This is a genomic window from Tunturiibacter psychrotolerans (assembly GCF_051013365.1).
Lineage (GTDB): Bacteria > Acidobacteriota > Terriglobia > Terriglobales > Acidobacteriaceae > Edaphobacter > Edaphobacter psychrotolerans_A.
Window position 1 is genome coordinate 4143534 of sequence record NZ_CP132941.1, and the last position, 13808, is coordinate 4157341.

The 13808-nt window shown below is 52.6% G+C and carries 13 protein-coding genes and 1 tRNA gene; 9 read left to right on the forward strand and 5 right to left on the reverse strand.

The window, feature by feature from the left end; translation table 11 throughout:
- Positions 1-1147 precede the first annotated feature (1147 nt).
- From RBB76_RS17320 to RBB76_RS17335, 4 genes are all read left to right on the forward strand, one after another.
- Positions 1148-1444 carry a hypothetical protein gene (locus tag RBB76_RS17320; RefSeq protein ID WP_429628945.1) on the forward strand — a complete coding sequence of 99 codons (297 nt, stop codon included), beginning with the start codon at positions 1148-1150 and terminating at the stop codon, positions 1442-1444.
- Between the two features lie 164 nt (positions 1445-1608).
- Positions 1609-1770, forward strand: coding sequence for a hypothetical protein (locus RBB76_RS17325; protein ID WP_429628946.1), 162 nt, complete (start codon positions 1609-1611; stop codon positions 1768-1770).
- A 379-nt stretch (positions 1771-2149) separates the two neighbouring features.
- Positions 2150-3016 (forward strand): hypothetical protein, encoded by an 867-nt coding sequence (locus RBB76_RS17330; RefSeq protein WP_429628947.1) that lies wholly within the window; start codon positions 2150-2152, stop codon positions 3014-3016.
- Positions 3017-3773: 757 nt separating this feature from the next.
- Positions 3774-4949 carry a tyrosine-type recombinase/integrase gene (locus tag RBB76_RS17335; protein WP_429628948.1) on the forward strand — a complete coding sequence of 392 codons (1176 nt, stop codon included), beginning with the start codon at positions 3774-3776 and terminating at the stop codon, positions 4947-4949.
- Positions 4950-5010: 61 nt separating this feature from the next.
- On the opposite strand, the gene RBB76_RS17340 is transcribed toward RBB76_RS17335, so the two are convergent.
- Positions 5011-5085: transfer RNA gene (locus RBB76_RS17340), tRNA-Val, on the reverse strand.
- Positions 5086-5363: 278 nt separating this feature from the next.
- On the opposite strand from RBB76_RS17340, the gene RBB76_RS17345 reads away from it, so the two are divergent.
- Positions 5364-5591, forward strand: a complete 228-nt coding sequence (locus RBB76_RS17345) for a helix-turn-helix domain-containing protein (RefSeq protein WP_429628949.1) — start codon at positions 5364-5366, stop codon at positions 5589-5591.
- Between the two features lie 94 nt (positions 5592-5685).
- On the opposite strand, the gene RBB76_RS17350 is transcribed toward RBB76_RS17345, so the two are convergent.
- Positions 5686-6588 carry an AbiJ-NTD4 domain-containing protein gene (locus tag RBB76_RS17350; protein ID WP_429628950.1) on the reverse strand — a complete coding sequence of 301 codons (903 nt, stop codon included), beginning with the start codon at positions 6586-6588 and terminating at the stop codon, positions 5686-5688.
- Between the two features lie 205 nt (positions 6589-6793).
- On the reverse strand, positions 6794-7300 hold the full coding sequence (locus RBB76_RS17355; RefSeq protein WP_429628951.1) for a hypothetical protein: 507 nt from the start codon (positions 7298-7300) through the stop codon (positions 6794-6796).
- 668 nt (positions 7301-7968) lie between these two features.
- On the opposite strand from RBB76_RS17355, the gene RBB76_RS17360 reads away from it, so the two are divergent.
- The 4 genes from RBB76_RS17360 (at position 7969) to RBB76_RS17375 (ending at position 11762) form a co-directional block, all read left to right on the forward strand.
- Positions 7969-8646 (forward strand): RNA polymerase sigma factor, encoded by a 678-nt coding sequence (locus RBB76_RS17360; RefSeq protein WP_429628952.1) that lies wholly within the window; start codon positions 7969-7971, stop codon positions 8644-8646.
- 64 nt (positions 8647-8710) lie between these two features.
- Positions 8711-9214 (forward strand): anti-sigma factor family protein, encoded by a 504-nt coding sequence (locus RBB76_RS17365; protein WP_429628953.1) that lies wholly within the window; start codon positions 8711-8713, stop codon positions 9212-9214.
- A 372-nt stretch (positions 9215-9586) separates the two neighbouring features.
- Positions 9587-10027, forward strand: a complete 441-nt coding sequence (locus tag RBB76_RS17370) for a DUF3106 domain-containing protein (protein ID WP_429629632.1) — start codon at positions 9587-9589, stop codon at positions 10025-10027.
- 487 nt (positions 10028-10514) lie between these two features.
- Complete coding sequence (locus RBB76_RS17375; protein ID WP_429628954.1) at positions 10515-11762, forward strand: TlpA disulfide reductase family protein; 1248 nt, start codon at positions 10515-10517, stop codon at positions 11760-11762.
- Positions 11763-12087: 325 nt separating this feature from the next.
- Here RBB76_RS17375 and RBB76_RS17380 read toward each other — a convergent pair whose 3' ends face one another.
- Entirely contained in the window at positions 12088-12954 is an 867-nt protein-coding gene (locus tag RBB76_RS17380; protein WP_429628955.1) for a proline dehydrogenase family protein, read from the reverse strand.
- Positions 12955-13164: 210 nt separating this feature from the next.
- Positions 13165-13707: a hypothetical protein gene (locus RBB76_RS17385; RefSeq protein WP_429628956.1), complete on the reverse strand. Its 543-nt coding sequence runs from the start codon at positions 13705-13707 to the stop codon at positions 13165-13167.
- Positions 13708-13808 lie beyond the last annotated feature (101 nt).

Sequence of the window (13808 nt, forward strand, 5' to 3'; positions counted from 1 at the left end):
GGTTGCCAGCAACCTCAGAAAAGCGATTTAAGGTGATACCACCTACTTGGGATCTCATCGAGGATTTCAGTGCCCCGAAAGAGGCTGCCATCAGGAAAGAAGCAAATTCAAATAGTCTCCGAAACTGTCTCGCCCGCCTATAGACTTCGCTCTTGCTGGATGCCCGAAGCGTTAGCGCAGAAACTGGAATCAAGCATCTCATCGGCATTTCAACGAAAAAGCTTAAGCGGCCATGGTGTCTCAGAGGAGGCCTCCGGAGAGTTGTCCGCGTCTCATGCCGGAACCGGCCAGCTTGCATCTCTCAATCATGGATTCCGAACATTCCATACGCTCTCTGTTTTCGCCGAGTAGTGTGCGAATACATCCATCCCGTTCTGACGCCTGGTAAGCCAAACCCCTTGGCATCGTTAAACCCGACGAAAATTGAGAGCTTCTTGTGAAACGCTCCCGATCGGATGGGGTCGACCAACTGCGGCTAAAACTCCCCCTGAACTGCTCGAAATCAAATCACCTTCACCAACGGTGGCGAAAGCTGTGCCTGTTTGACCGCCTTGACGTCTTCTTACCCCCTCTACGGAGGACTCTTAAAGGAATCAATCATGAATAAAAACGCACGAATGAGGCGCAGGATAAGGCTCTACCTGCGCAGCATTGGAATTGGACCAACTGCAGCCGGTGCTATGACTCAATACGCTGAGCTCGAGCCAGAACAACGAAAGCTCGCGCGAAGGACCGGACGGCAGCTCATCCGGGAGGCGGGTTCAATCACGAACGCGATTGCAGCTCTTGATAGACCAGTGATTCAGGAAACCAAACTCAGCCGCACTCCGCATATCGCCGCTCGAACCCGAAGCCGATCCAGGGAAGAGGCATTCAAGTACATTCGCAGGCGCTGGTCTCCTCTCACGCCTCCTTGCCCTTCCTGCCGGATGGGGAATGGGTTTCCCAAACGTTCCTGGCCTACCCGGGAATGGGCCGATGAGGTATGGAAGAGGCAGCATGATCGCGAGACACTGCACGTCTACGAGTGCCCGGCTCAGCCGAGTTTCTGGCATCTCGGGCATATTTCTAGACCCATTGCTTTTTTGATCTCTGGGGAAGGCTCCATCCTTCCGCCCGCCGTTGCATGCGAACCAGGAGGACCTGCATGACCGTGTTCCAGCAGGTTCTCTGGATGTTTGTGAACATCCGCGTACTGGGAAAAGAGCCGAGATTGCCCTTATCCTGCGAAACTCTGGCCCAATACGCGATTGCACTGGAGCTGCAATACTGCAGGATTTCCATGCGACTTGGAACTGCACGACGCCTTGAAGCGGTCGCGATTGCCTGGCGGATCGTCGGCCTGCTCGGACTGACAGAAGCTGCCGAACCTTTACCACCAACGTTGCTCCTCCTGCTCAAACGTCATCGCTCGAGCAAGCGATGGAATTCCGCGCCCGAATGATGTCAGATCCTACCTTTCGCGCGGGTTCCGGATTCTTCCCGCCATCAAAGATTTCCGGGGACATTTCTTCGTTTACATAAACGCCGGATGACCTGTACGTTTTTTGCGCACTTCTCCCAACTCGCGGTGCGCCCGCACCCAACTTCAGAAAGGACATCAAAGCCATGCAATCAGACCTGAATCTGGAAAACGACCCCACCGAATTTGAAGGAGACATTGTGGATCTTGACGAGGACGACTCCGAGGTCTCCGGCGACTGCAACGAATCGCAACCCTGTCGCGGCGACGAAGCCTGGCTTCCTCAGGACCTCTATGACAACTTATAGCTAGCCGAACTCATAGCCTAGCAACTATCAGGAAGCGAAAATCTTTCGCCTCATCGGTTTCGCTTCCTGGGTATTTCTTCGCGACAGTGGGAGCGGCGGTCGCGATTCGTGCAAGGGCACTGCGGTTGGAACTAAGCCTGGAATATCCAACCGAATTGAGGATAAGGAAGCGGTACCTGCAATATGTCGCTATAACGTCTGCCGTATTCCCTGTCGATAATTGAGATGAAGGGCAATACGCACACGAGCCTTTCAACAGTTTCAGCAGCTTTCGCAGGAATTGCAGACGTCACTGAAGCGAGAGAGGTTGGGTCGCGTATGAGTTACGTATTTATTTTGTGCAGCAGGTTGGATATTCTCGCATGGAGCTTGGTCCCCGATGATAGAAGATGCTCTTTCCAGTTCACCTATCCGTTTTGAGCGGCGGACGCTTCAACACTGGCTAAACCATTTTCAGAGTATCCACGAAAGCCGTAGCAGGACCCCTGAACAACGAGCAGCTGCCGAAAGCCTGCTCCCCTATGTGAAGAATCGACTAGGTGTCGTTGGGACCTATATCGAATATCAAACCCTGTCTTCGCGAATTGAACTGTCTAAGATCGCAATCCAATCAATCTCTGAGATGCTGGAATCAGCTGCAGCACCAGTGAAATTGCGAAACGCAATAAATACGTTGTTTGATTCACTCTGGCTTAACGGGATGTGCAAGAATCAGAAAAAAAAGCTACAACTTATAAAAGTCATCGAGGACAAGATCGCTCATCATGCTGATATGATCCAGCGTGATCTGCAGATTCTGGGATGTGAGAACGATACGTGCCTGAGGTTAGATCCCACAAGTATTACTGACACAACCGAATTGGTTCGCAAAGCTGAGGCCACAGCGAATCACGATGAAGCAATCGGCACAAAGAACCAGGCTGGCCCAAAACACAAAGTTGTGAAGGGGCGTACGGGCGCTCCTAATAGCCCGTCGAATCTTGCTTTTTTTGAATGGATCGAGACGACGCCGAAGAAAGATCAGGACGTCTATAACTTTTGCATTGAGGCCGACAGGCGAGATATTAGGCTCCCAAGACGTGACGACCTGAAGGACTATAAGTCCTGGCGAGAAGCATTGGCGAAAAGTTCAAGTGAAGTAAAGAAGTGGTACCGCGATGCACAACGGGCGGCGAAAAAGCTTGCGAAAGACAACACCCAGATCAATTCGGATTGTGTTCAACTCGAGGATCTCGGAAAGCAGTAGGTAGCTTAAAAGTTCAGTGCTCGTGACGGTATGTCCGTTGATTCCTGCAAGACTGATACATATTATTCCGGTTTTAAAGATTTTGCGCGAAAAACTCTCGATTAAGAACACGCTTCGATGCAAAGTCATTGTGAGCTTCGAGGTTGTGTGGGAGTTCGCGCATCGATACCCGTACTTGCTGTCCTTGCGACATGCGTTAATTAAGACTAATTGATATCCACGACATACTATTCGAAATTACATAGAGTTTCGACCGGTTTGAGAGTCCCTGCATCGATTCCTGACAAGGATAAATCCCGATTCGATTGTCGACCACAAAATCATCGTCGGGCTTTGCGGTAGGCGAAGAATTGTGCGTTAACAATTACTCCGAGTTGCATGGAATCAATGGCATTTCGATGGCGACTCCGGTTTTACCGCCGTTTTCGCTGATTTTGCCATTGAATTTCTGAGCGGAAGTTCTACGCTTTTTTTCGCTTTGCAAATTGCAGATGATTGCGGCTATGAAAATGCGATCACACGACGTTCTCCCCCAAACTAATCTTGAGCCCTTTGTCTCCGTAGAAGAGGCCTCCAGATTTTTGTCTATTGAACCTGATTACTTACTCAATTTGGCGCGCAGAGGCATGCCAGGTGCATATCCTCTTGACCCGGATCGAATCCGTAAAACCTGGATATTTCGACTATCCGAGCTGGCAAAGTCCGTTACCGGCCGAGGTAACATGACATCAGGCAGTTCCCGCTGAAAGAGAGACCTATGGCTTATCAGCGAGGATCATTGAAGCAAGTGCCGCGTAAGGATGGAGATACTTGGGTGCTGCGTTATCGGGTCACAAATACGGACGGTAAAAGAGTGGAAAACACCATGCATGTGGGTCTCGTTCTGGATTTCCCAAAGAAACGGGACGCATGGCGCGAGGTGGACAAACTCGGATTGCTGCTTCGCATTAATGATGCCCCGGTATCCGGCCGGATGAAGTTCAACGTTCTTGCCGAGCATTATCTGAAGGTTGATTTTGGCGAGGAGGCACTTCGTCCAAAGTCAGGGAAGACCGTAAGCAACGTCGAGCATATTGTGCGCCATTATCTGATTGGCCGGTTCGGCAATGAGATAGCAGACGATATCAAATCACTCGAAATTCAACGATGGATGAAATCGCTGCATGCGGATCAGAGCCTCGCATGGACGACCGTCTCCAAGATACGGGGCGTTATGCTCCGCGTCTACAAAGTCGGTCTCCTGCACGAGTTTTGTACCCGCAACCCGGCACAAGCTGTCGAGACACGCAGCAAAACCGACTACCGGGCAATCGTTCTGACCCCGCAGCAGACGCTTGCCATCATAAGGGCGCTTCCTAACATCCTTCACCGCATTCTGGTGCTCACCTGCGCCGCGACCGCGCTTCGCTCGTCAGAGCTGCTCTCGTTGCGCTGGGCGGACATCAAGTGGGATGAGGGGAGGATTCGCATTTCAAAACGCTGGGCGGCGGGCAAAGATGGCAATACTAAAACGGAGGGTTCAGACGGGTACGTTCCGCTCCATTCCGCTTTGGCCTGCCATCTGCTCGACTGGCGCTCACAGACGCCTTATGCTAAAGAGACGGACTTTTTGTTTCCGTCGCTGCGGGCAAAGGGCCGGGTTCCCCTCTCACCCGCGATCTTTGTCGCCGACCATCTGAGGACGGCGGCTATCGGTATCGGGATACCCATCGAGAAAGGGCAGCGCTTCGGCCTTCATAACCTCCGTCACTCGCTCAGCAACTGGCTTATCAACAAGGCTAAGACGGACCCAAAGACGGTGCAGGGCCTTCTTCGGCACAGCAAAATCCAGACCACACTGGATCTTTACGCGCAAGAAGATGGCGAGGAAACACGAGCTGCCCAAGGGCAGTTCCTTGCGGCCCTCGGAATGACCACAACCAGCATGCGGTAGCTGTGGGCTGAGTTGTGGGTTGGCTTTATTGCTAGAAACGTCTGTAAGTAGCTGAAAAATATGGTGGGCACAGCAGGATTCGAACCTACGACTTCCACCGTGTGAAGGTGGCACTCTACCGCTGAGTTATGCGCCCGGCAAGCCTTTTATTATCAATAACTTACCGAAGTTTTGGGTCTGTGGCACTCTAACTTCACCATAGTTCCCGATCCGATTGATAGTAATCGACTTGCTAATTTTACCGTAAAAATCGAAATTCCAGCAATAGATGCGTCATGCAAGCAATTCAAACAGGCAGATAACCTGAGGGTATAGTGCCAACTGTCGACACAACCAATCACTCCATTTCAACCGAGCGCCTAAATGTAGCCTATAGGCAAAATGTAGTCTAAAGAGTACACCGACTATTGGGGCATGGCAATTGATATTTGCACTTCGCTGGGACATCGCATCCGCGCCCTGCGAAAACAACGCAACTGGCGACAAATTGACTTGGCCGAGGAGTCTGGACTCGGTCGTATTTACATTTCTGATCTAGAACGAGGCAAGAACGAGATTTGTCTTCGCAATCTAGAAACACTTGCCAATACGTTCAACATGAAATTGTCGGGATTGTTAGACGGTCTTGATGCGGATGATTGAGCAATCCAGAGTCCTCGAAAGTCGAACCTAGTTTTTGAACTTGCTCACAACCCGACTGCGCGGACAAGAAACAATCAAATCCGAAATGGCATTTCTAGAAGGGAGGTTCCTCATCATTCCTAGCCAGATCGGCGAGAAACACTATTTGCGAAGCCGCGGTCCCGAGGATGTATTCAGAAAGTTCGGCCGTTACAACTCCCCCTGACGCGGCTCCGTGCGCTACCCCTTCTCCGCTGTTGCGAAAGCCATAAAGGCCACTGAATGTCTGCCCAATTGTTTTCGGCAACAAATTACGTTCGCCGTTGGTAGCCCAACCAACGAAGTCTCCCAGGGTCTTAGCTTTCGCGTCTGGGAACAATTCTTTCGCTGCCGCTTCTACCGCGCAGACCGCTTCTTTCACCGTATTCTCATGGTCAGTTTTCTTGCGATCGTGAAAATAGCGAAGAGCCTTTGAAAAATGTACTCGGGCGGCAGCTAGTTTCTGATCAGCCAAAACCTTCTCTGCTTTATTAGTTTGAGTTATCGTACGGCGCTTTCCCCGCCTCTGCACCAAACCATCACGGAACTCATAGCCAAGGCTCTCCTCTTCAAAAAGGCGCTGCACTTCCTCAGCGAAAAACGACTGGGCCTGGCCTTTCGTAATAGTGATTTCTACGTCGTTGCGCCAGCAGGATATGTCTTCCGTGAGATGGCTGTGGAGGCGTTCACAGAAATCGTAGACTCTATCCCAATCGAGTTGGTCTAACTGGCTCTCGACATCAAACTGAGCCTTCTTTATGCTCTCGGACGAGGTACTGCTATAACTGGCGGGGGCGACTCTTGCAATCCTTCTGAGTTCCTTCGCAGCAATAGACCAGCCCCGAAGGTAGTCCTTTTCGACCGCCTCATTCAGCACATGAAGGAGCCCGTTACGTGCGCTGACCGGAAAATCTTCCTCGATCCAATTCTTTTCCCGGCGACTCCTCGCTGAAAACGGCGGCAATGGCACTGTTGACATTTCTAGAAATTCTACTCCGCTGGTTCTCAGGCTTGCTCTCGAGATCTGGGACATAGAAAAGATTCAATGAAACCAAATCAGTCCCGATGGGTTGGCTTATCGGGACTGATGATCGTGGTAGTCGCCGAAAAAGGTGTTTTCGGAAACTACGATTTTGAACTTGCCGATAACACTTGCCAGCTCAACCGGACGATGACGTCACGGCTTACTTGCATGAATCTGATGTCATGCTGAATAGGTCTACCAGTGCTTTTCCGTCCACGATTCTGATTCCTGCAATGACGAAACGTTGTTGCTTCCATTCCTCCCTCGTGGCCAAGCCGCAGCCAATCATGACGAAGTTTCCGTTGTCTGGTTTGACCTCACGCAGATCAAAGGAACGCAACCGGGGATAACCGGAACCGATGGTCTCACGCATTGCTGCCACAAACTGCTGTTTCGTCAGGTTGGGCGCATCTCTTTTTCCTAAGAGGAGTTCATTCTTCAAATCAGCGGTCTGATCTTGGATCTCCCAGAGGTTACCCCAATCTTGCTTGATCTGATCCCTCACATACCGCTCGATGACGGGTTGAAGGATCGTCCGCTGAGCTGGGGTGACGGCAGAATATGGATCATTGCCAGCCCGCGAGAGCACCACTACAGCGAGTAGAACAGCTCCACACTTTTGCCAAAGCATACGGGTCAGGATATGCGGTACACACAGGAAACTCAATCAACTCTCTAGTTTCCAGAAAAAGAGGTTTTGACCAAGTTCGATCTCCCGCGCACGCCTTCGACTCGAATGAGATTTTGAACGTTCACCCGGAAACTAATCGAGTGGCGGCATAAACGTTGCATTCGATGGTGTTATATAACGTCCAGCACATAACAGACAGGTAGAGTGCCACAGGCTTTGTTCGTTGAGACGCGAAAATGAAATGCATTTAGTAGAGTTGGCACTCTAACTTGACTAAAAAAACTGTATCTGTTGCATGTAAAGGGATTCTGCTTTTGCTCAGCGCACACACAGGAAGTGCTTCAAAACAAATACAAAACCTTTAGATACAGCGACATATACAACTAAATTTAGTGTATACAAGCAACTGAGTTGTGTGGAATTTGGGGTTAGTACGCTGAGTTATGCGCCCGGAATGGCTTGGTCGGACCGTGCGCCATCTGCCTAAGCTTTGTATAAGATATCACTCCTCTCCCTTCAAGACCAGACTCCCGCCAGGCGAACCAGCAGCCCAAATACTTGGGAACACGCCAACGATGGCGATACAATCGACCAGCAGAATGTCCGCGCCCTCTCCACAATTTCGCCATCGAGACCCCCAGGACCCGCTTTCGCAAGAGGCTTCCGAGGGGATTCCGCTGAAATTTGATGAAAAAGCGCAACCCATGGCTGAAGACGGGGTTGAGGATGATATGGCCACGCTCGCGATCAACCCGAGACTCCTTGAAAACCTTCAGGCTGCGGAGACCCATCATTCGGCCGGCGACTTCGGGCACATGGACGACGCCGCTATCATGCTGGAGTTGCGTACCGGCAACATGGCCGGGTTCGACTTCCTCATCCAGAAATACCGGAAGCCTATTATTCACTTCATGTACCGCATGGTTCACAATCAGGCGGTCGCAGAAGAGCTTGCCCAGGAGGTCTTCCTCCGGGTCTACCGTTCGCGCGAGACCTATCGTGCCGAAGCCAGGTTCAGCACCTGGCTTTATCGGATCGCTACCAATTTGGGAGTCAACTATGCCCGCGATAACCGGCACGAGCGTACTGCCTCTACCGTCTATCTCGATGAGGCCGATTCTGAGACGGGGACAACGCCCGATGTTGCGGACTCTACACCGGATGTCGAAGCCAAGCTCTTGAGACAGGAACGCATGAATGCGATTCGCGAGCATGTGCTTGCGCTTCCCGAACGGCAACGCATGGCCGTACTCATGCACAAGTACGAAGGCATGGATTACAAGCAAATAGGTGACGTTCTCAAATTGAGCGAGTCTGCCACGAAATCGCTGCTCTTCCGCGCATACCAGACACTGCGCGAAAAGTTGAAGGCTTTTGTCTAAGTTCGTTGAAGTTTACGCGCGCATCTTTTTGCGCCCTTAGTAAAGAGATTGGAAGGATCAAAAAATGATCTGCAAAGACTGCCAACCCGCTATCCTCGATCTGCTTCTGGATCCGGCTGCGCCCGCCAACGCGGACGTTCGAGCCCATATTGAATCGTGTCCCGCCTGCACCCAGGAGTTCAAATCAATGCAGGCTACGTTCGCTCTGCTCGACACCTGGCAGGCTCCGGATCCGTCGCCCTACTTCGATCAAAAGCTTGCTGTGCGTCTCCGCGAAGAACAGACGCTGGCACCGGCCGGCTGGTTTGAACAACTAAAGTCTCGCCTGCTTTTCAATACGGGACGGCAGTTTCGTCCAGCGCTCGCCGGAGGCCTTGCACTGATTCTTTTGGTAGGTGGGGGAACCTATGCGAATCTCACCGGCTTTCCGCACCCTGTTCCTCAGACTTCGGCGGCGGTTCAAGATCTGCAGATTCTCGATAAGAACGATCAAGCTCTTCAGACCATGGATCAACTCTTGCAGGACGACGCTCCAGCCGATGATTCCACAACACAACCCAGCAGCTAATCTCCTGGGCATGAGTCCGACTTCAAGAAAATTGATTGAAGGGAGATGGAACACGATAAGCTGCTCTAAACAAAAAGTTTTTATGGAACTGCGGTTTTTCTACACGCTGAAAACATGCCATCTTCCTTTCAGTTACGGCGTTTTGCTCGACTAGCTTTTGCCGGGATGCTTGTGGCATCCGCGACGACGATTGTCTTGGGCCAGCCTGCATATGCGCATAGAGGTGGGGCGACTTTGCGTGCACCCGTCTCTCAGGTAAGACCGGCGCCCGCTCCGGGGGCGGGTCCGGGATCGCATCCAGGATCGGGGCAAGGATCGAATCCGGGATCAAGTCCAGGACCGAATAAAAATCAGGAACACCTGGCGCAGTGGATGGAGCGCCATAGCAATCTTCCTCCTGCGGAACAACAGCGCGCTCTGGAGAATGAGCCTGGCTTTCGCGATCTTCCCCCACCGACTCAGCAGCGAATGCGCGACCGCCTGACGCAGCTCAATAATATGTCGCCAGAGCAGCGTCGCCGCATCCTCGACCGTACCGAAGCAATGGAACGTCTCACGCCTCCGCAACGCCAGCAGGTTCGTGGTGCCATGCAGCAGCTTGGTGGGCTCCCGGAAGACCGCCGGCGCCTTGTTGCCCGTGCCTTCCGCGATCTTCGCGAGATCCCGCAACCCCAACGGCAGGCTATCCTCAACTCGGACCGTTTCCGCGGCCAGTTTTCAGACCAGGAGCGAAACACACTCTCCAGTCTTCTTGCTGTCGAACCGTATCTCCCGGTTCAACGGCCAAATGACGGGCCTTCGTACGGGAAATAAACCAACTGTTTCACCGAGAGTTCACTACGGAGAATAGCCGCCCGAAGGCGGCTATTTTTGATTGCGGGAAGGGGATAGGGCTATGGGTGAGGAACACCGTCTGCTTTGTGGCCCAGCGTCTCGAGAACATTTCTGGAAACATACGATCAAGCCAATCAGGAGTTCGGCGAGGTGATCGCGAAGTAACAGCAGATCCGAAATATCTCTGGAACGGTCTTCCTCCCCATAGTTGCTACAGTCTGCGCCCGTACCGCTGTGCTATCCATACAACTTTGGGAGAACCCACGTGGTTCCTTTGGCGAGGCGAAGGAGACCTTGACCTGGCACACCAGTGGGCCTAACCTAATCTCATGCACATGCAGCACATTCTCTGTTGTTGTCGCCGCTCCATGCTGGCCTAACACGCGTGCTCCGGGTCTGCTGATCAGGCGGATTCCAACTTTAGACTCCAAATCACATAATTCGTAAGAAAGAATCGAGATCTTCGATGAAGCTCTTCGCTGGCCTTTTCCTGGTTGCTCTCTCCGTCGCCGCTCAGGGATCCAAACAAAAAACAATTGTCGGCCCTTGGGTGGGCGATGCCACCGTTCACGGACAGCAGGTTCCTGTTCGCCTTGAGATCACAGGCAGCGGCAACGATCTTCATGCCGCTCTGCTCAACGGTCCCGAGAGCAGTCCAGCCTCCAGTGTCAGCTTTGCAGGCAATCATCTGGTGATTACTTTTAACTACTTCGCCAAGACAATCGATGCGACAGTCACCGATGGCCATCTAACTGGAACCTTTGGCACAATCAAGACCCGCTACCCCGTCAGCTTGAACTTCCGTGGCTCGGTTGCCACCGGCTCAGGATCGGCGGCTGCTCAGGATATCAGCGGTGATTGGGAGGTTGAGGTTAAGTCGTCGAAAGGGGAATCGGCTTGGCAGTTGAGCATTCAACCTTCTAGCGACACAGCGAATGTTAAAGCCGTGATTCAGCGCATTGATGGGGATACCGGTTCGCTTTACGGGAAGTGGACCGGGAACGAATATCTGTTTGGTCACTTCACTGCCGCAGGGCCGGCCCTTTACAGCGTGAAGCCACAGACGGACGGGACGTTGTTGGTTTCAAATATGCTGCGAGCTGACGTGAACGAACAACAGAATCTTGTCGCCCGCAGGCCTGCCCAGGCACGGGCGGCATCCCTTCCAGGGATGACAGACCCTACTCAGCAGACGACGGTGAAAGATCCTTCTGCAAGGTTTGCCTTCAGCTTCCCGGACCTCAGTGGAAAGGTAGTTTCCAACACCGATCCACAGTTCGATGGAAAGGTTGTGATCGTTGCGATTGGCGGGTCGTGGTGCCCCAACTGCCACGACGAAGCCCCTATGCTCGAGAGCCTTTACAAACAGTTTCATAGCCAGGGATTAGAGGTCGTGAACCTGTCGTTTGAAGAGGCGGATCAACTGAAAGACCCGACGAGATTGCGTGCTTTTATTGAGAAATATGGTCTTACGTACACGGTTCTGGTAGCGGGAGAGACCGAGCAGTTGAATGAAAAGATCCCGCAGGGAGTGAACTTGAACTGCTGGCCTACTTCGTTCTTTCTGGGGCGCGACGGGCGGGTGAGGGAGGTTCATGCAGGCTTTACCGGGCCGGCGAATCCGCCAGCGCACGAGGCTCTGGTGAAGGAGACCACGGAGCTAGTGGAGAAGCTGATTGCCGAGCCGGTTCCCACTCAGACCGCATCGCGCTGAGCCAAAAATAAAGTTCAAAAACGTGGCGTGTTTTTCGTTGTTGAAAAACAGCCTTCAACACGCCACGTTCCACCACCAATCCACCACGTTCTCACCATCAAAAAACCATCGCCAGCCACCCACTTTTTCCAAAACACCCCTCAAAAACGCAGCAAAACACTAAAATCCCACACTCAAACCACAGCCAAATTTTTTCTAATCAAAAAACGATTCTCCGACAGAAGCATAGCCTCGTTTTCCGGCGACATGTCCTGCCGGACGGGCTCCCTGCGCGGGAGGCGGTCACTTCGTGACTTGTGTACCCCTCCCGTTGGTCGGGTAAGTGCTAGTTTTTGAAGAAGTTCTTGGCCAAAAAGATGACGTTCGCAGGGCGTTCGGCCAGACGGCGCATGAAGTAGGGGTACCACTCCGGACCAAAGGGCAGGTAGACGCGAACCCCAAACCCCTCAGCAGCAAGGCGGCGCTGTAGGTCCCGACGGACCCCATAAAGCATCTGAAACTCGAAGGCCGATTTGTCGACGTTATGCTCACGAACAAAGCTTCGCATCTGCTCAACAATGACTTCGTCATGAGTGGCGATGCCGCAGAAAACGCCCTTGCCAGTCGCCGGATTGGAGAATGTAACTATGCGCTTCATAAGCTTGACGTAGTTGGCGTCGACGTCCGATTTCGCTGGAAAGGCGATCGCAGGACCCTCTTTGTATGCGCCCTTGCAGAGGCGGATGCGGATGTTTTCGCTGAGGAGACGCTCGGTGTCGGCTTCGGTGCGGAAGAGATAGGCCTGCAGTACGGTGCCGACGGCTCCCGGAAATTTTGCGGCGAGGCGCTCGGTCATGGCGATGGTGGCTTCGGTGTAGGGAGAGCCTTCCATGTCGATGCGAACAAAGGATTGAACGTGTGCGGCGTGCTCGACCATCTCGCCTACTATGCGTTCGGCGAGGGCTGGATCAAAGTCCATGCCCACCTGGGAGAGCTTGACGCTCACGTTGGCGTTGAGTCTGCGGGTGTGAATGGCGTCGAGAAGCTCATGATAGATATCGGCCGATTTGCGGCTTTCGGCTTCGGTGGTGACGGATTCGCCGAGGGAGTCGAGGGTGACAGCGATGCCTTCCTTGTTGACACGCTGGCAGGCGGCGAGCGCTTCTTCTACAGACATGCCCGCGACGAATCGACCGGACATCTTTTTGCCCATGGTGGAGCGCTCTGAAAAGGAGCGCAAAGACTTGTTTTGAGAGAGAGCGATAAAAGCAGATCGAAGCAAAACGTAGTACCCCTGAGTTCGCCAATTGGCGCGAGGTCTATTGTTTCATGCCGGGAAGGAGCAATGCCAAATTGCAGTCCGCCAACGCGGGCGGCGGTCACTTCGTGACTTGTATGCCGGCTTCGCCCAGGTTTCCCTAAGTTAGTTGTTCATTCTTATGAGATATCTGCTGTCCTGAAGATGTTGATGGAGGTTGGCTAAATGGAGCAGGTATTGACTGAAGCCAGCTGCCATCAGTTTCATGATCTTCTCTCTCTTTCCCACGGCGGCCATCAGGTAGCAGTCCCGACCCATGGCGGAGTAGAACGCAATATTATGGCGGTGCTTATTCTGGGCTTGAAAGAATCCGGCGTAGAGAAGAATGTGGGCTCCTGCCGACTCCATCCAGAGAGGATTATTCGCGCTGGTGAGTTGGCGCATCCTCATCTCGGCGATTTGCGTGAGGTCTGCAAACTGGCGGAACTCCTGATCGTCTGGGTTGTAGTCAGGGGAGAGAACCTCATTCCGATCCATGGATTGCAGGCAGAAGTGGCCCAGGACGCTTGCCAGGTAAACGCCGGTGGAGTCGCAGATCTGGGACCAAAACTCACTTCCCATAGCTTCATGGAGATTTGAGGCCCAGAAGTTGAGGGCTCGCTCTTCCGTGACACCGTACAACTCATCGAAGTAGTTCGTAGATGGCATATCACACCTCAGCCTTGATTTGCGACCGTTAGGGCATTGTTATCCAGCTATCGGCCGAGTTCGAAAGAGTTTTAGTTAGATGACTTAACTAACTGAATACC

Bases quoted from the DNA above. Each gene is read 5' to 3' on its own strand.
- RBB76_RS17320 (WP_429628945.1), top strand. From the start codon at position 1,148: ATGACCGTGTTCCAGCAGGTTCTCTGGATGTTTGTGAACATCCGCGTA.
- RBB76_RS17325 (WP_429628946.1), top strand. From the start codon at position 1,609: ATGCAATCAGACCTGAATCTGGAAAACGACCCCACCGAATTTGAAGGA.
- RBB76_RS17330 (WP_429628947.1), top strand. From the start codon at position 2,150: ATGATAGAAGATGCTCTTTCCAGTTCACCTATCCGTTTTGAGCGGCGG.
- RBB76_RS17335 (WP_429628948.1), top strand. From the start codon at position 3,774: ATGGCTTATCAGCGAGGATCATTGAAGCAAGTGCCGCGTAAGGATGGA.
- RBB76_RS17345 (WP_429628949.1), top strand. From the start codon at position 5,364: ATGGCAATTGATATTTGCACTTCGCTGGGACATCGCATCCGCGCCCTG.
- RBB76_RS17350 (WP_429628950.1), bottom strand. From the start codon at position 6,588: ATGTCAACAGTGCCATTGCCGCCGTTTTCAGCGAGGAGTCGCCGGGAA.
- RBB76_RS17360 (WP_429628952.1), top strand. From the start codon at position 7,969: ATGGCTGAAGACGGGGTTGAGGATGATATGGCCACGCTCGCGATCAAC.
- RBB76_RS17365 (WP_429628953.1), top strand. From the start codon at position 8,711: ATGATCTGCAAAGACTGCCAACCCGCTATCCTCGATCTGCTTCTGGAT.
- RBB76_RS17370 (WP_429629632.1), top strand. From the start codon at position 9,587: ATGGAGCGCCATAGCAATCTTCCTCCTGCGGAACAACAGCGCGCTCTG.
- RBB76_RS17375 (WP_429628954.1), top strand. From the start codon at position 10,515: ATGAAGCTCTTCGCTGGCCTTTTCCTGGTTGCTCTCTCCGTCGCCGCT.
- RBB76_RS17380 (WP_429628955.1), bottom strand. From the start codon at position 12,954: ATGGGCAAAAAGATGTCCGGTCGATTCGTCGCGGGCATGTCTGTAGAA.
- RBB76_RS17385 (WP_429628956.1), bottom strand. From the start codon at position 13,707: ATGCCATCTACGAACTACTTCGATGAGTTGTACGGTGTCACGGAAGAG.